Origin of the sequence: Tepiditoga spiralis (genome assembly GCF_014701195.1) — a bacterium.
GTDB classification, from domain to species: Bacteria; Thermotogota; Thermotogae; order Petrotogales; family Petrotogaceae; genus Tepiditoga; species Tepiditoga spiralis.
Window position 1 is genome coordinate 1,397,322 of record NZ_AP018712.1, and the last position, 19,917, is coordinate 1,417,238.

Here is a 19,917-nt window from a genome sequence, read left to right on the forward strand (position 1 = left end):
TCAGACTATATCAAGTTTGATACATTGGATTATTTTTGTTATTATTGTATAGCAATATATTGATATATTTGTTTTCGATAATACAACATATGGGAGGGAAAGTATGGTTTCAAAAGAATTGAATGACCTTTTAATCAGGTTAGAAAATGTAAAGCCATCACAAAATGCTTATACCATTTTAAAGGATAGGTATTTTTTAAAGGATGAAAATAGAGAATATCTTGAAAATGATTGGGATGACATTGCAAAACGTGTAGCAAGACACGTTGCTTCAGCTGAAGTTCTTTATACTGATGATGTTGAAAAAATAAGAGAAATAGAGAATATATACTATAGATTAGTTTTATCAAGAGTATTTTTACCAAATTCACCAACTTTATTTAATTCAGGTAAAACAATGAGTAGAAAAATTTTTACAAAAGAAGTAAAAGATATGATTTATGAAGACTATAAGTATATTTATGATAATAAAGGTAAGCACAATATGCTTTCTGCTTGTTTTGTTATACCAATGGAAGATTCAATGGAGGGTATATTTAATGCTGTTAAAAACTCTGCTATGATTATGAAGTATGGTGGCGGAGTTGGTTATGATTTTTCTGTTTTAAGACCTCAAGGTAGTTCTATTGCAGGAACGGGTGGGAAATCTTCTGGACCTATAAGTTTTATGAATGTATTTAATGTTTCTGCTTCTACAATTGAACAAGGTGGAGCAAGAAGAGCTGCTCAAATGGCTGTTATGAGATATGATCATCCAAATGTTTTAAATTTTATTCATGCAAAAAAGAATAATGATGGTAAAAGTGTTTTAAATTATTTTAATATATCAGTTAATATAGATAACCCTGAAGAGTTTTTAGAGTTAGTAAATGAAGATGGAGAGCTTTCATTAATTCATGGTGGAAAAGAATTTGATAAAATAAAGGCAAAAGAAATGTTGAAAACGATATCTGAAAATGCTTGGAAATCAGGAGATCCAGGTTTATTATTTTTAGGTAGACATAATAAATATTATGCAATGAGTGAAAAAACACCAGTAAGAGCAACTAATCCTTGTGGAGAAGAACCTCTTCCACCATATGGAAGTTGTAATCTTGGATCAATTGATATAGCAAAACTCATAAATGATTTTGATATAACAAGAGAAAATGAAGTTTTTAAAGAAATTGTTTATTGGTGTACAAGATTTTTAGATGATGTTATAGATATAAATGTTTATCCATTAAAAGAAATAGAAGAGATGTCAAGAGCACAAAGATTTATAGGGCTTGGAATAATGGGACTTGCAGATGCCTTATATTATAAAGAATTACCTTATGATTCAAATGAAGGTAGAGAATTTATGGCAAAGGTAACAGCAGCTCTTGCATATTATTCTCACGTATCTTCAAGTGATCTTGCAAAAGAAAGAGGAAACTTTCCAGAGTTTGAAAATTCAAAGTATCCAAAAGCTTTTATTCCATTTCCAATGTTAAAAGAAGATTATATGAAACAGTGGAATGAAAAGATAATAGAGCATTTTAATAGTGAAGCTATAAAGTATAAAAGAAACGTGCAAACAAATACAATAGCTCCAACGGGATCAATATCAAATCTTGCAGATACATCAAGTGGAATAGAACCTAACTTTATGCTTGCTTATATAAGATATATGACGGATAAAGAAGGAAATAAAGTTCCTCTTCCATATATTAACAAAGTACTTTTAAATAAATTAAATTCTCATATGACAGATGATCTTGAAGCAGAAATAATTGAAAAAGGAAGTTTAAAAAATATAAATGGAATAAGTGAAGAACTAAAAAGAATATTTATAACTTCAATGGATATTTCACCACTGGATCATGTTTTAGCTCAAAATGCAATACAGAGTTACTTAGATGCTTCTTGTTCAAAAACAATAAATATGCCAAATGATGTTAGTGTTGATGATGTTTATGATATATACAAAAAGGCACTTTCATTAAACTTAAAAGGAATTACTATATACAGAGATGGAAGTTTACAAACGCAAGTTTTAACCTCAAATGAAAAGAAAGAAAAAGTGTCATTTTTTGTTATAGATGAAAAACATAAATTGAGAGCAAGGCCAAGAAAAGATACTTTAAGAAGTGTTACAAGAAAATTTAAAGCAGATGGAAATACAGTTTATATAACCTTAGCTTTTGATGATACTGGAGAAGCTATTGAAATATTTTTATCTGATGGAACTGAAACTGCAGAAGTTATTGGAAGATTGTCATCAATAGCATTAAGAGCTGGTGTTTCTTCAGATGAAATAATGCAACAGTTGACAAAGGTAAAAGGGGAGTATTGTGTTAATCTTTCAAGTGAAATAAAAAAAGCAATAGACGATTTTGAGAATCTTTGGGAAAAAGAAGATGTTGACTATAAGGTTTTAAAGACAGGTGTGCCAATGTCAAAAGATGATGTTGAAAAGTTTGTTCATGCAAATGATTTAAAGTATGAAAAAGGTCTTTATGTAGACAATGATGGAAATACTTATTGTCCATCTTGTTTAACAAAGAACTCTTTAATAATGGTAGAAGGTTGTACAAGTTGTAAAAAGTGTGGATGGAGTAAATGTAGTTGACATTCCGAACTATTTTTGATAACATTAAATGAATAAAAGTATAGGGAGGTTTTATTGTGAAAAAGATAGAAGAACTAAAAAATGAATTTAGAAAGATTTCTCGGTATGGTCATGCAATAGCTTTAATAGGATGGGATCTTGAAACTGGAGCTCCTAAAAAAGCAGTAGAAAAAAGAGCAGAAGTTTTAGGAGAACTTTCATCTTATGCTTTTGAATTATCTATATCAGAAAAAATTGGAAAATTAATTGAAGAATCTGAAAAAGAAGAATTAAATGAAGATGATAAAGCATTAATTAGAATAGTGAAGAAAGAATATGAAAAATCAAAAAAAATTCCACCAGAACTAATGAGAGAGTTTTCAATAGTAACTTCAAATGCACAAGCTGCATGGGAAAAAGCAAGAAAGGAGAAAGATTTTAATGTATTCAAACCACATCTTGAAAAGGTAGTAGAATTAACTAAAAAGATGGCAGATATAATTGGATACAAAGAAAATAGATACGATGCACTCTTAGATATGTATGAACCAGGGCTCACAGTAAAGGATTTAAATGAAATTATAAAAACTTTAAAAGATGAATTAGTTCCATTTGTATCTAAACTCTTAAATGAAGGTAAAAAGCCTAATGATTCTTTTATGAAAGGTCATTTTGATAATAAAAAACAAGAAAATTTATCATATGTTGTATTAGATAAAATGGGATATGATTTAGAATCAGGAAGAATGGATGTTGCGGTTCATCCTTTTACAACAACAATAGGTCCTAATGATGTTAGAATAACTACAAGATACAGAGAAGATGATTTTAGAGATTCATTTTATTCAACTGTTCATGAAGGAGGTCATGCACTTTATGAACAAGGCATATCAGAAAAATACTCTGATTTACCAATAGGTGAAGCAGCTTCAATGGCAATACATGAATCACAATCAAGATTTTGGGAAAATATTGTTGGAAGAAGTTTAGGTTTTTGGAAAAATTTTTATCCAGAAGTTCAAAAAGAATTTGAACAATTTAAAGATGTTAGCGTAGAAGATTTTTATAAAGCTGTTAATGTAGTTGAAAAATCATTAATAAGAGTAGATGCAGATGAAGTAACATACAATCTTCATGTTATGCTTCGTTATGAAATAGAAGAAGCTTTGATAAATGATAGAATCAAAGTTGAAGATTTACCAAAAATTTGGAATCAAAAAACAAAGGAATATTTTGGTATAGAACCTAAAGATGATGTTGAAGGAGTTCTTCAAGATGTTCATTGGTCTCATGGAAGTTTTGGATACTTCCCATCTTATATGCTTGGTAACTTATATTCTGCTCAGCTTTATTACAAGTTAAAAGAAGAAATAAACTTTGAAGAAAAACTTGAAACAGGAGATTTTAAAGAGGTTTTAAATTGGTTAAGAACAAATGTTCATCAATATGGTAGTAAGTATGAACCACAAGACTTAATAGAAAAAATAACTGGTGAAAGATTAAATCCACAATATTTTATGAAGTATTTAAAAGAAAAATATTCTAAAATATATAATATTTAAAGAAATTAACAAAAGGCATCTTAATAAGATGCCTCTTGTTTTAATTTATAAATGTTAGTATAAAGATATTTATTCAAATTATTTAAAAATAGTTGGATAAAGTACTGAAAAATTGTAAGTGAAATGTATTAAAATAGAAACAATGATATCACCAGATATTTCATAAAAAAAAGATAAAAAAATTCCAAAAAGAAAAATGTTTGTTAATTGTCCATAACTATCTATTGTATGTGCAAATGTAAAAATTAAAGAAGATAAAATCATTGCAAATACAATTGATTTTTTTCTTAAACTTCCATACACCATCTTTCTCATTAATATTTCTTCAATTGTTGCAAAGATTATCAAAGATATTATCATAATAAATGTAGTTGTTCCAATATAAGGTGCTTTTTTTAAAACTAAAAATAATGATGATACTCTTAATAGAAGTTCATTTTTTGTATAAAAATTTTTAATAACTATTATTTCTTGAAAATATTTCCAAAACAAATAAAAGCCATATCCTAAAACAGGTGCTATTAAATAAAAATATATTTTTTTTATTTTAAGTTTTTTATTTAATTCAATAGTTTTAAATAGATTAGCTTTTTTTACTATATATACAATAAAAATGAACGTAAAGATTTTTATAAAATAGGTTAATATAGAATTTATATTAAAAGAATATAAGAGTTTTATTATTAAAATATATAATATAGGTAATATTATTAAAAACTTCTTCATTTTATTATATTCTCCATTATAGATGGTAATAAACAAAATAAATTATATGAAGCATGAAAAACCATAGATAAAATCAAGTCGCCACTAAAATAATAAGCAAGACTATAAATAAAACCTGCTAAAAACAAGTTAAAAAAAACTGCAATTGTATCAAAATTATGCCATGAAACAAATAATAACGTAGATAAAATAAAAGCTAAAAATATATTTTTTTTCTTTAAGAATCCAAATATAATTCCTCTATATATTAATTCCTCATAAATTGGTGCTATTATAACTAAAAAAAGTACTCTTTGTAATGTAGTTTCTGAAAAAACATTAGACTTTACTTGAATGTGTACAAAAGTCAATCCAAAGTTGCTAAAATGTTTCATTAACTCATTTTGTTCAAAGAAAAATGAGTTTTGTAAAAAGGTACATTGTAAATAATTATTTAACTTTAATATAAAAAATCCAATAAAAGCCCCAAATACATATGTTAATATTCTATATTTTTTATTTAGTTTTGGTTTTAAAAATATATTTTTTTCTTTTATATTTTTTCTAAACAAGTATATACAAACAAAAAACATATAGTAAAAAAAATAAAAAACATAATTATTAATAAAAATAATTTCTAAATTTCTACTTAATCCCATAATTACAAGATATAAGAGTGTTATCAAAAATAAAGAATAATCTTTTTTAAAAAAAGCTTTAATATTCAAAATATTTTCTCCTTTCTAATGTTAATAAACAAGAACTTATGCAAATGCATAAGTTATTAAGTATTAAATTTGTATATCTTCTACTCTTGTATGTCTTCTTCTATATAATTCTTCTATTCTATAACCAACTGTTTCACCTAAGTTTTGAGAATCTACTGTTTCTACTATCTTTCTATAAGTTATTACATACCATTCATAAATATTTCTTCTGTAATGAGTAATAACTGAAATTGAAATATATGGTCCAGGATTACCTACGGCTATATCATAAGTATATGTTTTGTAAAGTTTTTCTGGTGTTGTTTTATCCCAAATAGCAACTACCTATTTTTAAAAGCGAACTATTTTTAATAGTGTTTCAAAATTATATTGTAAATCATCCAAATGTGTTTTATTTGTATTACCTTTTAAATCATGAATTGTATCTGTATAAATTGAAAAAACCTTAGTTTTAGGGTTAATCAATTCATTAACAAATTTAGGATATTTTAAATAAAAAAATCTGGTGTATCTATTTATTGTATCAATATTTTTAAGTGTATATGTTCCCAATTTAGTTCTATAAGCTTCAACATACTTATTTTTTTCCTTTTTCATCACTCTTCCAAAAATTATATATCTAATTTCAAAAGAAGCTTGACTTTTTAATAAATGTATATCTTCTTTATTAATTATTTGAATTTCTTCTTTTTTTATATTTTTATCAATAATATTTTCAGAGATTCCATTTTTAATAAATTTTTCTAAAGCATAATTTAATAAATTATTTTCAAACTTTGTTTTTGTAATAATTTTTTCTGGATAATTTTTAATTTTTTCTCTTGTTTTGCAACTCTTTTCTGTTATTACTACAATTTTTTTATCATTAAAATTTTCCAAATCTATATCCATTTTTTTATTTTCTATAATATTTTTTAAACTTCCTTTTAAATCAAATACATAATGAGTATAAATATAATTTTTACATTGAAACCCTATTAAAATTAAAATTATAACAAATACAAAAAGTGAAGTTAAAATAAATACTATCTTACTCTTCAATTTTTTCACCTTCCTCAAATTATTTTTACCAATTTAAAATATTTATGAAAACTTTTGCTGATTGTTTATTAATTAATTAATTAATATACTAAAGATGCTAAAGGTTAGGATAATTTTGCACTCATTTCCCAATTAATTAATGAAAATCTTGCATGCGAATAGTTCATGATTTGATCAAAAGAATAATCTTTAAAAATTTTTAGTTTGTTCATTACATTAAAATATGTGTTAATTCCACATGAGTTTATATTTTTTTATTTTAATTCAAACAATTCAATAATCATTTCCTTTTTCTTACATGAACATTATATCAAAAAAAAAAAAAGAATCAACTATTTTAGTTATACTAATTAATATCTTTACTTAAATATAATATAATTTTGATTAATTTATATCGTTTCTTTTATTTTTTTATGTTATTAATTTTATATTAATTAATAATATTTGTGAATTTAAATTTTATATTTTTTCTAATGTTATTATTAATCATTTTCATAACAAAAGTTTGTGAAACTTTATTAAATATTAATTTTTTATAAATGTTTTAATTTAATATTTTATTATTAATGTAATAGTAACTTTTAAAAATGAGTTATTTTTTAATTTATTGTATCTAATCTTTAATGATAAATAAAGTTTTTTTATAAAACTTTTATATGATAAAATATATTAGACTTATTAAAAGGAGTGAAAAAAATAAAAACTATAGTTTCAATGGTTCAAATGGAATCTATTTATGGAAATATTGATAAAAATATAAAAAAACACGAATATTTTATAAAAAAAGCACAATTAAACAATAGTGATATAATATGCTTTCCTGAACTTTCTTTAACTGGATATAATTCTAATCATGATTTAAATTTAGCTCAAACAATTAAAGGTAATATCATAAAAAAAATGAAAAATCTTTCTAAAAAATATTCTATGAATTTATTATTTGGTTTTATAGAAAAAGAAAAAAAATTTTACTATATTACACATGTTTTTATTGATAAACGACAAAATGATTTTTATTACAGAAAAATACAACTTGGTGAAAATGAAAAAAAATATTATACTTCTGGAGATACTTTAAAGGTTTTTGAGTATAAAACTTCAAATAATGAAATAATAAAATTTGGAATAGGAATTTGTTATGATATGCATTTTCCAGAACATACTTATATTTATGCGAAAAATGGTGCTGATTTAATTTTTTCTCCACATGCAAGTTTTTTTAATGCAAAAAGAAGAATTGAAATATGGAATAAATATTTAAGTACAAGAGCTTATGATAATAGAGTTTTTATTTTAGCTTGTAATAATCTTTTTGATAATCATCATAAAGGTGGTGGAATATGTGGTTGGGATAACGAAGGCAATTTATTAAATTCTTATAATTTACCTAAAGATTACATATTAAACTTTGAATTAAATATAGATAAGACAAAAAATAAAAAAGATAAATTTTTAAAGGATAAAAAGGTATTGATTTATAAAAAATATTTTTAGGAGGAATAACATGAGTTATGTTCAAGTTTATACTGGAAATGGAAAAGGAAAAACAACTGCTTCACTTGGTTTATCATTGAGAGCTGTTTGTGCTGGTAAAAAAGTATTTATGGGTCAATTTATAAAAACAGTAGATTATTCTGAATTAAAAGCTATGGATTTTTTACCAAACTTTGAAATAAAAAGATTTGGTAAATCAAGTTTTATCTTTGGAAAACCAACTCAAGAAGATATAGAAGCTGCAAAAAATGGTTTAAGAGAATTAGAAAAAAAGATAACTTCTGGAAATTATGATATAGTAATTATGGATGAAGTAAATGTTGCAATTCATTATAATCTTTTAAATGTTGAAGAAGTTATAAATGTTTTAAATAATAGAGCTAAAAATACTGAAGTTGTTTTAACTGGAAGATATGCAAAAAATGAAATAATTGAATACGCTGACTTAGTAAGTGAAATAAAAGAAGTTAAACATTATTATAAAACAGGTGTTCAAGCAAGAGCTGGCATAGAAAAATAAAAAAGAAGGCTTTCGCCTTCTTTGTATTAATTATACATCTCTTGTAAATGGAATAAGAGCCATATGTCTTGCTCTCTGAATAGCTTGTCTAACCATTCTTTGATGTTTTGCACAGTTTCCATTTATTCTTTTTGGAACAATTTTTCCTCTTTCATTAACAAAGTCACTTAAAAAGTTTGTATCTTTATAATCAATATAATCAATTTTCATTGAGCACATTTTACATTTTCTTACTCTTCTTCTTCTTCTTACAAAAGCCATTTTATTTCACCTCCAAATTTAAAAAGGATTTTCATCAGATGATAAATCACCCTCAAGATCGCTAAATGGATCATCAAAATCAGGTAAATCATTCGAATCGTCTATACTTTTAACATTTGATTTTTTATAACTATCTTCTACCTGAATATCCATATTATTTTCTTGATGAGCTTTTTTACTCTCCATGAAAGTCATTTGTGATACCCAAACTTCAGCTGTTTCTCTTCTTATATCATTTTTATCAGTCCATTTATTTATATGCAATGAACCTTCAACAAGTATTAATTGACCTTTAGAAAGGTAATTTGAAGCAAATTCAGCTTGTTTACCAAAAGCTACAATTCTTATAAAATCAGTATTATCATTTTTTCCTTGTCTATTAACGGCTAGACTGAAGTTTGCAACAGTTGATCCATTTACAGTTGAACGTATTTCAGGATCTCTTGTTAAACGTCCAACAAGAACCACTTTATTGTATGCAATAGCCATTTATAATCACTCTGCACTTTCTTCAGATGTTACAGGTGCTTCAACTGTTATGTTGCTTTCTTTTTTCTTAGCTTTTTTTTCTAAGTCTTCTCTTCTAAAAGTTTGATGTCTGAAAACTTCAGCTGTTATGTGGAATAAATCATCAAGAACATTAACTTTTTCAGGTTCACCTTTATAAATAAAGTATGCATAGTCACCTTCTGTAAAGTTTGTTTTTTGTGTTCTGTAAGCTAATTTTCTCATACCCCATCTTTCAGCTGTTTCTATTGTTCCACCAACTTTTTCTTCGATCCAACCTTTAACCTTGTCAACAACTTCATTTCTTGCTTCTTCTGCAAGATCAGGTCTTACAATGATCATAGTTTCATAATATCTTGCTTTTGCCATATTCTTACCTCCTCCCTTGGTTTTGGCCCCATATGGAGCGGGAATTTCCTTAACTATTATAACAGATAATAAATGCTCTTATACAACTTTTAACAAAAAAATTACACTAGTTTACTTATGCCCTTTACTTATTCTACAAAAAATATTATAATTGCTTTGAGGTGAATTTTATGTTTGATGAAAAAAAACAAATAAAAAAATTAACTATATCAATTTCTGTAATTTTATTAATATTTTTAATTGGAACATTTGGATATCAATTATTAGAAGGATGGTCTTTTATTGATTCACTATTTTTTACAGTAATAACAATGAGTACAGTTGGATACTCAATGCCAGAAAATATATCGACTATAACAAAGTTTTTTACTGTTGGATTAATTTTTTCTGGATTAACAGTTGTTTTATATGCGTTTTCTTCTTTAACATCGTTTATAATAGAAGGAGAAATTTTTAATTTAATGGGAAGGAGAAAAATGATGAAAACAATAAATAGAATGAAAGAACATACAATTTTAATAGGAGCTGGAAAAACTGCTAATTTTGTTATGTTAAATCTTTTAAAAACAAATACAGATTTCGTAATTATTGATATAAAAGAAGAGAATATAAAAAAATTAATTGAAGAAATGTCAGCTTATGAAGTTCCTTATATAATTGGTGATGTAAAAGAAGAAAATACTCTTTTATATGCTGGTATCATGCATGCAAAAAATGTTATATTAACACTTCCATCTGATGTTGATAATTTATATGCAGCATTGACTATAAAAACATTAAATCCTAATGTAAGTATAGTTTCAAAGGTAAATGAACCTCAAAATGTAAAAAAATTAATATATGCTGGAATTGATAAAATAGTTTTAACTTCAGAAATAGCAGGAAATAGACTTGCATACTTAGCAACTAAACCAAATGTAGTTACATTTTTAGATAAAGTAACAAGAGCTGGTGAAGTTGAATATATTTTAGAAGAAATAAAAGTACCAGAAACTTCATGGATGCTCAATAAAACATTACGAGAAATTGCACTTCCAAAATTAGTAGATCTAATAATAATTGCAATTAATAAAAAAGATAATAAATATATATTTAATCCAAATGCTAATCACAAAATTGAAAATGGAGACACCGTAGTTGTTTTAGGAAAAGAACATAAAATATCTGATTTAAAAAAAATAATTAAGGAAGAAAACTACATATAAAAAACTATATTTAAGGAGGAAATTTTTATGGAAAACCCTTTTGTTTTAGCCATGGTAGAATTTGCCATTCTTGGTACAGCTGGTGAAATAGCAGGAACACTTTTAAAAAAGGAAAAATTAAACGTAGTAAAAGTAATTCACTCTGCTGTTACTTGGGCAATCTTAGGTGTAATAATTAAATTTATGTTTGCTGGTTTTAATGGTTTTGTTGATACATTAACACAACATCATTACTTACCTTCAGGTAAGTTTTTTTCAGCATTTTTTAAATCATTCTTTACAAATGCTTTGTTTGGTCCATGGATAATAATTTCTCATAGATTCTTAGATAACTTGCCAAAATTTAAAATACCTTCAAATGGTTTAAAAGGAGCTATGCTAACTTTATTATGGTTTTGGCTTCCTGCACACACAGTCACATTCATGCTTCCGCATACATGGCAAGTAACATTAGCTGCAGTATGGAGTTTTGTTTTAGGCTTAATATTAGGATTTTTTGCTAATACTAAAAGTAAAAAAAGTGGTGAACCCGTTTAATGAAAAAACTTTTATTTTTATTTGTATTATCTTTAAGTTTGTATAGTTTTTCATTGAATTTAAATTTTAACATAGGATTAACTTATAATTCTACTATAACTGATGATATAGAGTTTAATTTATATCATAAAACAAAAAAATTTGATTTTGTTATAGATATTTCATTTTTAAATGATAATAAATATATTTTTCATGAAAAAAATTTTTATTTTGGACATTATTTTTTAAATAATAATGATTACATTGCTTATAAAAATAACAATATAAAAATAACAGCAGGAATTAAAGATTTAGAAGATGAAGTAGACTCTCCGTATTCATTATTTTTTTCATCTAAAAATATTTCAAAACCAATTTTTGAATTAGATTACAATGATGAACTTTTTTTCTTTAAGTCAAGATGGATTCAATTGAATAAAAATTCCAGTCAAGGATATAAAGATAGAGGATTAGACTACAAAGTTTATGGAATAAAGTTAAATGATTTTAAAGTTGGATTTCAAAATATAGTGCTTTATGATAATAGAGATTTTGATTATTTTTATCTGTTTAATCCATTACCTGCATACTTTACACAAGAAATAAGAAGTTCTGGAAATTCTATGCCTTGGACTGAAAATTTAAATGATAACTCTATAATGGGTTTTTTTGGAAGTTATAATAACAAATGTTTATATTCATACCTACAAATTCTTGTAGATGATTTTAATATGAATAGATTTTTTAATCCAAATGGAAAACAAAATCCAGATAAAATTGCATGGTCTTTTGGAAGTGTATTTAGCAATGATTATGGAAATTTTTATTTTTATAATGCTGGAGCTACAAAATATACATTTAATCCTTATTCATCACATTCAGGCTATACATTGTATCCATCAGATATATACAATGATAATCATATAATAGATTACAAAGATAATTATATAGGCTATTATTATGGTGAAAATTCTTTATCATTTTTATTTGGTTATAAAGGAAATTTAAATGATTATGAATTATCTACTTCATTAGAATTTGTTGTTTCTGGAAGTAAATCACCAAATAATCCTTGGGGAATTATATCAGACAATACAGTACCAACAGGAACTCATTTTTTAGACGATTCCACTTTAGAAAAAACATTTACATACACTTCAACAATTTCAAAAAAAGTATTTAACACTAACTTATTTTTATCCTTTAAATATATAAACACTATGAATGAATTAAAATACGATTCTACAAAAAAAATCTTTGAATCAATAAAAGGAAATGATAATACAAAATTTGAAATATCATCTTATATAAAACTACAATTTTAAGGAGGGAACAAAATGGATAACCCAATTATTGTTATAGAAATGGAAGATGGTTCTAAAATAAAAGCAGAACTTTATCCAGAAATTGCTCCAATTACTGTTGAAAATTTTTTAAAATTAATAAAAGAAGGTTTTTATGATGGTTTAACCTTTCATAGAATAATAAAAGGCTTTGTAATTCAAGGTGGATGTCCAAATGGTGATGGAACAGGAGGACCCGGATACTCTATAAAAGGCGAATTTGAATCAAATGGTGTTAAAAACGACTTAAAACATGAAAAAGGTATTTTATCTATGGCAAGAGCTCAAGATCCAAACTCTGCTGGTTCTCAATTTTTTATAATGCTTGATTCTCATCCACATTTAGATGGAAGTTATGCTGCTTTTGGTAAAGTAATAGAAGGAATGGATGTTGTAGATTATATAGCTTCTGTAAAAACAAATTATGCAGATATGCCTTTAGAACCTGTAAGGATTAAAAATATCACAATAGAAAAAGAATAATAAACATAAAAACCTCTGTAAATTACACTATCAGTGTTTTTACAGAGGTTTTTTCATTTATATAAATTCACTATTTCTGTTATAGATAGACCTGTAAGTTCGGATATCATATTTTTATCTAATCCTTTTTTAAGCATGTTCTTTGCTACTTTTTCTATCTCTGTTAATTCAACCTCTTTATCTAAATTACTAACAATTTCAACCTCTTTTTTATCAAAAGCTATTGAAATTTTTATTATATCATTTATTCCATAACTTTTTATCTCTTCTTCATACTTCTTTTCATTTATTTGTTTTAGTCCATTTTGTGCACTGTTTAATAGTATTTTTTCATTTTTATAAAACTTTTTAAACTCAATAATTATTCCTTTATCTGTTTTATCTTTTGGTATTAAAATAACATCTGCTCTTCCAAGTCCTGTTTCTCTATTACTCTTTATTATGTACTTTTCTTTTAAACCAACACTCATTCCAAGTATCAGTCCATGATAAAATCTTTCTGGTTCTTCTCCGCTAACGTCAAAATAACTCAATGTATTCATAGTCATTTTTTGAAAGTCTTCTTTAAATTCTTCTATATGTCCATTTATTAAGTTTATTAGTATGTTATCTAATTGTATATTTCCTTCTTCAAGCATTAATAATACTGTATCTTCATAAAACATTCTTACTTCTTTATTTGGAATAGCAAGTGTGTATCTTCTATAACCTTCTTTTGTTTCTTTAATCCATTTTAAGTAACCACTAAATAAAAATAATGTCCATATTGATTCATTTGAATTTAAGTATAAATCACCGTATACCATAGTTTCATTTATTTTACTTTCAATATTTTCTCCATTCAAAAGTTTTTCTATACTATCTTTTATATTAACAGTTCCTTCTTTTATTAGCTTTCTTATTAAATAATTCCCACTAGTATTCATCCAGTATGGACCTATTTTCCCTTTATTCTTTGCAAGAGTTACTATAGAAAAAGGATTGTAAATTTCAACACCGCCAAAGTTATAACCATTGTACCAATCTATAACTTCATTTTCTTCATATTCAAGTTCATAATACTTAAGTGTTTCTTCAACTTCTTCTTTAGTTAAACCATACTTATCATTGAATAGTTCATTCAATACAGTAGAAACTTCTAAGTTATTCACACCAGTAAAGATACTTTCTTTAGAAACTCTTGTTATACCAGTAAGAACTGCTTTTTCAAGGTATACATTATCTTTTAATGCCATTCCAAATAAGTTACCAATTAAAGATATTATTTCATCATAGTATCCGTGTAAGTAAGCTTGTTGAATGGGAGTATCGTATTCATCTATTAATATTATTACCTTTTTACCATAGTATCTTTCCATATATTCAGATAAACTTCTTATAGAATTTTCATAATCAGCATCTAAAGCTTCTCTACCCATTATTTTATCATATATAATTTTTTCTTCATTATCTAAAACTTCTAAAACATACTTATGCTTTAAATACAACCTTGAAAGCTCCATGGTTAATAAAGCATGCATCTTTTTTAAGTTATTAGACTTTAAATCTTTAAAGGTGATGTATATAACAGGATGTTTATTTAAATGTTTTTCTATTATATTTTTTTCTTTGTATATCTTTAAATCTTTAAAGAGGTATTCGTTGTTTTGAGTAATATCAAAAAAGTACTTCATCATGGATTGACTGAGAGTTTTCCCAAACCTTCTTGGTCTTGTTATTAATAGAACGTCTCCACTTTCAATAACTTCTTTGATTAACATACTTTTATCTACAAAATACATATTGTCATCTATTAATGATTTAAAGTCACTTCTTCCTATTGGAAGCCTTTTTTTCATTTTCATCACCTCGTTTTATATCCTTACATGTTATTATATCAAATCTTCTTTAAAATAAAAAAATGTTATTTCGACAAGCTCAATGACCACATTTCGACAAGCTCAATGACCACATTTCGACAAGCTCAATGACCACATTTCGACAAGCTCAATGACCACATTTCGACAAGCTCAATGACCACATTTCGACAAGCTCAATGACCACATTTCGACAAGCTCAATGACCACATTTCGACAAGCTCAATGACCACATTTCGACAAGCTCAATGACCACATTTCGACAAGCTCAATGACCACATTTCGACAAGCTCAATGACCGTAAGAAAAGTAGAAGTATTAAAAAAAAAACAAACGTTCCCTGAGCTTGTCGAAGGGCACGTTATTACCCCTTTCAGGGACGAGGCTTTTTCGGTGAAATATTCCTTTTTCTCTTTTTTTCATTAAATAACTAATATAAAACTAACAAAACCACATCCCTCCGTCCTCTGGTCTCGCCCCTTCTAAGGGGCACTTTTTCTGGTATTTACACACTGCTATGATATTTCTAATGCGCAGGTTTCCTTCCTTTCCTCTCTCCTCTTAAAAAGGGATGGTCTTTTTAAGTGTAAACCCTGCATTTTATTGTAATCATAAAAAATACCGCTTACTATTAAACAGATTCATGAAAATTAATAAAAAAATGCTTGATTAAATCAAGCATTTTTTTCTTTTTATTATTTTATTGTTATTAAAAGTTGTTCTCCTTCTACTGTATCACCTTTTTTAACTAATATTTTATCTATTACTCCAGATACTGGTGCTGGTATTTCATTTTCCATCTTCATTGCTTCTATTATTATTAATTTGTCTCCTTCACTAACAGATTGACCTACTGAAACTAAAATATCTACAACAGCGCCAGGAAGTGGTGAAATAACTTCATGTCCACCTGCGGTTGGAGCAGATGCTGGAGTTGCTGCTGGTTTTGGTGTTGGAGCAGATGCTGGAGTTGCTGCTGGTTTTTGTACTGGAGCTGCCACTGGTACTGATTGAACAGGTACTGTTCCTTGACTTGAAACTTCTTCAACTTCAACTTCATATGATTTTCCATTAACTTTTACATTAAACTTTTTTATCATTTTTTTCCTCCTGTTTTTTTAACGTGTTCTCCACGTAACTGTAGGATTTACTGTTCCCCACCTTGAGTTCGAAAAAACTGACTTTTTAGCAGGTTTTATACTTTTTACAACATAATTTTTATTGCCCATAAATGCCGAAATTGCTCCCATAATTGCTGCAATTTCTTCGTTTTCATCATTGCTATTTATTTCTACTTTGTTTACAACCTTTGATGGAGCTGATGAAGGTAAATTGATTTCTTTTTTAGCTCCTTTTTTTTCTGTTTTAGAAAAATGTCTCAATAATGATACTACGAGCATTAAAATTACTAATATTATAAAAACCGTTAAAATACCGGCTATGGTAATAAACCATACTTTATCCATAAATAATCACCTCATTAAAGTGGAATGTTTCCGTGTTTTTTTGCCGGTCTTGCTTCTGCTTTTGATTCAGCAATAAATAATGAATTCATTATTACATTTCTTGTATCTATTGGATCTATAACATCCTCAATATATCCTCTTCCAGCTACTTCATATGGATTATTAAACTGTTCTTTATATTCTTCAATTCTTTGTTTTCTTGTTTGTTCTGGGTTTTCTGAATTTTTAATTTCTTTAGCAAAAATTACATTTGCTGCACCTTCAGCTCCCATAACTGCTATTTCTGATATAGGCCAAGCAAAAACAAAATCAGCTCCTAAATGTTGTGAAGCCATTGCTATGTATGCTCCACCATATGATTTTCTTAATATTATTGTTATCATAGGAACAGTAGCTTCAGAGTAAGCGTATAATAACTTGGCACCATGTCTTATTATTCCACCATGTTCTTGAGAAACACCTGGTAAAAATCCTGGTGTATCAACAAAAGTAACAATAGGAATATTAAATGCATCACAAAATCTGATAAATCTTGAAGCTTTATCAGAGGCATCAATATCAAGTGCTCCAGCCATTATTTTTGGTTGATTTGCTATAATGCCAACTGATTTTCCACCCATTCTTGCAAATCCTGTAATCATATTTTTTGCAAAGTGTGGTTGAATTTCAAAAAATGTTTCTGGATCAAAAGTCATATTTATAATATCTCTTACATCGTATGCCTTTTTTGGATTTGGAGAAACTATATCATATATTTTTTCATTCAAATTATAATTTTCATCAAATTCTGTAATTTCTACTGGATCTAAGTTATTTGAAGGTATGTATGACATTAATTTTTTTGTCATTTCCATAGCTTCTTCATCACTCTTTGCAATTAAATGAGCAACACCACTTTTAGAATTGTGAACCATTGCTCCACCAAGACCTTCTTTACTAACATCTTCTCCTGTAACTGCTTTTATAACATTTGGACCTGTTATGAACATTTGAGATGTTTTTTCAACCATTATAATAAAGTCTGTAATTGCAGGAGAATAAACCGCACCACCAGCACATGGACCAGCAATAACAGTTATTTGAGGTATTACCCCAGAAGCTAATGTGTTTCTATAGAAAATTCCTCCATATCCGTACAAAGAATCAACTGCTTCTTGAATTCTTGCACCAGCAGAGTCATTTATTCCTATAACAGGAACTCCAAATTTCATTGCTAAATCTTGAAGTTTTATTATTTTTTTAGCATGCATTTCTCCTAACGATCCACCTTGAACTGTGAAGTCTTGAGAAAAAACTGCTACTTTTTTTCCTTTTATAGTTCCAAAACCAGTAACTACACCATCGTATGGAAAAGTTTTTTTATCTAATCCCAAGTATGTACTTCTGTGTTTTACAAATTTGTCGATTTCTTCAAATGATCCTTCATCAACGAGAAGTTCTATTCTTTCTCTTGCAGTTAATTTTCCTTGAGAGTGTTGTTTGTCTATTCTTGCTTGCCCACCACCAAGTTCTAATTTTGACTTTTTTTCTCTAAAGTTTTCGAGTAACTCAACAAACTTTTCATCGGCCATTACGAATCCTCCTTAATTATGTTGAAGGAGTTCTGTTAAAACTCCATTAGTTGTTTTAGGATGCATAAACACAACAGATGTATTATGTGCACCTGGTTTTGGTTCATCAGAAAGAGGTTTTAATCCTATTTCTTTTGCTTTTTCAATTGCTTCTTTTACATTTTCAACTTCATAAGCAACATGGTGAAGTCCTTCACCTTTTTTTTCAAGAAATTTTGAAACTTCCGAATCTTCTCTTGTTGGTTGTAAAAGTTCTATTCTTGTATCTCCGATTTCTATAAAACAAACTCTCAAGCCCCTGTCTTCAAGAATTTCTTCTCCAGCAGGAGTTATACCCAATAAGCCATTATAAAACTTTAGTGCATCATCAATTGATTTTACCACAATTCCAATATGGTCTATCTTATTTTTCATAATTGTTTTCCTCCTTGCAAAGTTCTCTTAAAATTTTTTCTTTTGCAAATTCAAGATCTTCAATTTTCCCATCATAATTGTATACAACTTTATCTAAAATTCTTAATAAATTACTTCTTATTCTTCTTTTATTTCTTCTTATTTGACGATCATTTAGTTCTCCAGTATTTATTAGTGAATTATAGTGCTCATCAAACCAAGAAACTATATCTTCTATGCCCATATTCAAAACTGAACTCGTTCCAAAAACTCTTCTCGTTGACTTTGATTCTACTTCAAGCATTAAAGTGTTTTTTAATTGTGTCATAAAACCATTTGCTTCTGGTAAATCTGTTTTATTAACAACATATCCATCAGCTATTTCCATTATTCCTGCTTTAAACATTTGTATTTCATCGCCTGAATCTGGAGACATTACCAGTAAAATAGTATCTGCAACAAAAACTATTTCTATTTCCGTTTGTCCTGCACCAACTGTTTCAATAATTATTTTATCAAAACCAAAACTTTCCATAACATCGACTATATCAAAAATAGAATCACAAAGTCCTCCAACACTTCCACGAGATGCAACACTTCTTATGTATACATTTTGAGACTTAGTTATATTTCTCATTCTAATTCTATCGCCCAAAAATGCTCCGCCAGAAAATGAACTGCTTGGATCAACAGCAATAACACCTATTTTTTCACCTTTTTTTGCAAGTTTTTCAACAAGCTTAGAAGTCAAGGTGCTTTTTCCAGCACCTGGACTTCCTGTAATTCCTATTATTTGTTTGTGTTCTTTTTTGGGAAGTTTTGAAATTATTTCCCAAGCATAATCAGGATTATCCTCAACAAGTGATACCATCTTTGCAAGAGCATAAATTTCTCCACTTTTAAATTTTTCTATAATACTATTAAACTTATTCTCCCAAGACAATTTCTTTCACCTTATTGTTTATTAATTCAAGTGATGTTCCAGGAGTAAATACTTCCTTTATTCCAATTTCTTTCAAAACTGGTATATCATCTTCAGGAATTATTCCTCCTAAAAATACAGGTATATTTATATCTTTTTCTTTTAATAATTTTAATAATTTTTCACATAACTTCATGTGAGCACCAGATAAAATTGAAAGCCCTATAATATCAGCATCTTCTTGTATTGCTGTATTAACTATTTCAGATGGAGTTTGTCTTATTCCTGTATAAATAACTTCCATTCCAGCATCTCTGAGTGCTCTTGAAACTACTTTTGCTCCTCTATCATGACCATCTAATCCTGGTTTTCCTATAACAACTCTTATTCTTCTACTCATTAC

Annotated in this window: 21 protein-coding genes; 8 read left to right on the forward strand and 13 right to left on the reverse strand. The window is 27.0% G+C overall.

The window, feature by feature from the left end:
• Positions 1-103 precede the first annotated feature (103 nt).
• Both IGS63_RS06480 and IGS63_RS06485 read left to right on the forward strand, forming a co-directional pair.
• Complete coding sequence (locus IGS63_RS06480; RefSeq protein WP_190613479.1) at positions 104-2,593, forward strand: adenosylcobalamin-dependent ribonucleoside-diphosphate reductase; 2,490 nt, start codon at positions 104-106, stop codon at positions 2,591-2,593.
• Between the two features lie 56 nt (positions 2,594-2,649).
• The gene (locus IGS63_RS06485; RefSeq protein ID WP_198423026.1) at positions 2,650-4,134 is read left to right on the forward strand and encodes a carboxypeptidase M32; all 1,485 of its coding nucleotides are present in this window, start codon (positions 2,650-2,652) and stop codon (positions 4,132-4,134) included.
• 78 nt (positions 4,135-4,212) lie between these two features.
• Here the strand turns inward: IGS63_RS06485 and IGS63_RS06490 are convergent, their stop codons facing one another.
• The 3 genes from IGS63_RS06490 to IGS63_RS06500 form a co-directional block, all read right to left on the reverse strand.
• Positions 4,213-4,860: a CPBP family intramembrane glutamic endopeptidase gene (locus IGS63_RS06490; protein ID WP_190613481.1), complete on the reverse strand. Its 648-nt coding sequence runs from the start codon at positions 4,858-4,860 to the stop codon at positions 4,213-4,215.
• The gene (locus IGS63_RS06495; RefSeq protein WP_190613482.1) at positions 4,857-5,567 is read right to left on the reverse strand and encodes a CPBP family intramembrane glutamic endopeptidase; all 711 of its coding nucleotides are present in this window, start codon (positions 5,565-5,567) and stop codon (positions 4,857-4,859) included. The genes IGS63_RS06490 and IGS63_RS06495 overlap by 4 nt, the downstream gene beginning before the upstream one ends.
• 330 nt (positions 5,568-5,897) lie before the next feature.
• Positions 5,898-6,608, reverse strand: coding sequence for a hypothetical protein (locus IGS63_RS06500; protein ID WP_190613484.1), 711 nt, complete (start codon positions 6,606-6,608; stop codon positions 5,898-5,900).
• A 687-nt stretch (positions 6,609-7,295) separates the two neighbouring features.
• Between IGS63_RS06500 and IGS63_RS06505 the strand changes: the two genes are divergently transcribed.
• Together IGS63_RS06505 and cobO are read left to right on the forward strand one after the other, a co-directional pair.
• On the forward strand, positions 7,296-8,102 hold the full coding sequence (locus IGS63_RS06505; protein ID WP_190613486.1) for a carbon-nitrogen hydrolase family protein: 807 nt from the start codon (positions 7,296-7,298) through the stop codon (positions 8,100-8,102).
• Between the two features lie 10 nt (positions 8,103-8,112).
• Entirely contained in the window at positions 8,113-8,622 is a 510-nt protein-coding gene (gene cobO, locus IGS63_RS06510; RefSeq protein ID WP_190613488.1) for a cob(I)yrinic acid a,c-diamide adenosyltransferase, read from the forward strand.
• A 30-nt stretch (positions 8,623-8,652) separates the two neighbouring features.
• Here the strand turns inward: cobO and rpsR are convergent, their stop codons facing one another.
• From rpsR to rpsF, 3 genes are read right to left on the reverse strand one after another with little or no spacing between them, the layout of a single operon-like run.
• The gene (gene rpsR, locus IGS63_RS06515) at positions 8,653-8,883 is read right to left on the reverse strand and encodes a 30S ribosomal protein S18 (protein ID WP_190613490.1); all 231 of its coding nucleotides are present in this window, start codon (positions 8,881-8,883) and stop codon (positions 8,653-8,655) included.
• A gap of 18 nt (positions 8,884-8,901) precedes the next feature.
• Positions 8,902-9,372, reverse strand: coding sequence for a single-stranded DNA-binding protein (locus tag IGS63_RS06520; RefSeq protein ID WP_190613492.1), 471 nt, complete (start codon positions 9,370-9,372; stop codon positions 8,902-8,904).
• Between the two features lie 6 nt (positions 9,373-9,378).
• Complete coding sequence (gene rpsF, locus IGS63_RS06525) at positions 9,379-9,759, reverse strand: 30S ribosomal protein S6 (RefSeq protein ID WP_190613493.1); 381 nt, start codon at positions 9,757-9,759, stop codon at positions 9,379-9,381.
• A 170-nt stretch (positions 9,760-9,929) separates the two neighbouring features.
• Between rpsF and IGS63_RS06530 the strand changes: the two genes are divergently transcribed.
• Genes IGS63_RS06530 through IGS63_RS06545 form a run of 4 tightly spaced genes read left to right on the forward strand, consistent with a single transcriptional unit; the run spans position 9,930 to position 13,306 of the window.
• Complete coding sequence (locus IGS63_RS06530; protein WP_190613495.1) at positions 9,930-10,964, forward strand: potassium channel family protein; 1,035 nt, start codon at positions 9,930-9,932, stop codon at positions 10,962-10,964.
• A 27-nt stretch (positions 10,965-10,991) separates the two neighbouring features.
• Positions 10,992-11,501 carry a hypothetical protein gene (locus tag IGS63_RS06535; protein WP_190613497.1) on the forward strand — a complete coding sequence of 170 codons (510 nt, stop codon included), beginning with the start codon at positions 10,992-10,994 and terminating at the stop codon, positions 11,499-11,501.
• On the forward strand, positions 11,501-12,805 hold the full coding sequence (locus IGS63_RS06540) for a hypothetical protein (RefSeq protein WP_190613499.1): 1,305 nt from the start codon (positions 11,501-11,503) through the stop codon (positions 12,803-12,805). The genes IGS63_RS06535 and IGS63_RS06540 overlap by 1 nt, the downstream gene beginning before the upstream one ends.
• Positions 12,806-12,817: 12 nt before the next feature.
• Entirely contained in the window at positions 12,818-13,306 is a 489-nt protein-coding gene (locus IGS63_RS06545) for a peptidylprolyl isomerase (RefSeq protein ID WP_190613501.1), read from the forward strand.
• A 53-nt stretch (positions 13,307-13,359) separates the two neighbouring features.
• Here IGS63_RS06545 and IGS63_RS06550 read toward each other — a convergent pair whose 3' ends face one another.
• The 7 genes from IGS63_RS06550 to IGS63_RS06580 form a co-directional block, all read right to left on the reverse strand.
• Entirely contained in the window at positions 13,360-15,144 is a 1,785-nt protein-coding gene (locus IGS63_RS06550) for an AAA family ATPase (protein ID WP_232521155.1), read from the reverse strand.
• Between the two features lie 713 nt (positions 15,145-15,857).
• Positions 15,858-16,262, reverse strand: a complete 405-nt coding sequence (locus IGS63_RS06555) for a biotin/lipoyl-containing protein (RefSeq protein WP_190613504.1) — start codon at positions 16,260-16,262, stop codon at positions 15,858-15,860.
• A gap of 18 nt (positions 16,263-16,280) precedes the next feature.
• Positions 16,281-16,628 carry an OadG family protein gene (locus IGS63_RS06560; RefSeq protein WP_190613506.1) on the reverse strand — a complete coding sequence of 116 codons (348 nt, stop codon included), beginning with the start codon at positions 16,626-16,628 and terminating at the stop codon, positions 16,281-16,283.
• 14 nt (positions 16,629-16,642) lie between these two features.
• Entirely contained in the window at positions 16,643-18,199 is a 1,557-nt protein-coding gene (locus IGS63_RS06565; protein ID WP_190613508.1) for an acyl-CoA carboxylase subunit beta, read from the reverse strand.
• Between the two features lie 12 nt (positions 18,200-18,211).
• Positions 18,212-18,613, reverse strand: coding sequence for a methylmalonyl-CoA epimerase (gene mce / locus IGS63_RS06570; RefSeq protein WP_190613510.1), 402 nt, complete (start codon positions 18,611-18,613; stop codon positions 18,212-18,214).
• Positions 18,603-19,535 carry a methylmalonyl Co-A mutase-associated GTPase MeaB gene (gene meaB, locus IGS63_RS06575; RefSeq protein ID WP_190613512.1) on the reverse strand — a complete coding sequence of 311 codons (933 nt, stop codon included), beginning with the start codon at positions 19,533-19,535 and terminating at the stop codon, positions 18,603-18,605. The genes mce and meaB overlap by 11 nt, the downstream gene beginning before the upstream one ends.
• On the reverse strand, positions 19,519-19,914 hold the full coding sequence (locus IGS63_RS06580; RefSeq protein WP_190613513.1) for a cobalamin B12-binding domain-containing protein: 396 nt from the start codon (positions 19,912-19,914) through the stop codon (positions 19,519-19,521). The genes meaB and IGS63_RS06580 overlap by 17 nt, the downstream gene beginning before the upstream one ends.
• Between the last annotated feature and the right edge of the window lie 3 nt (positions 19,915-19,917).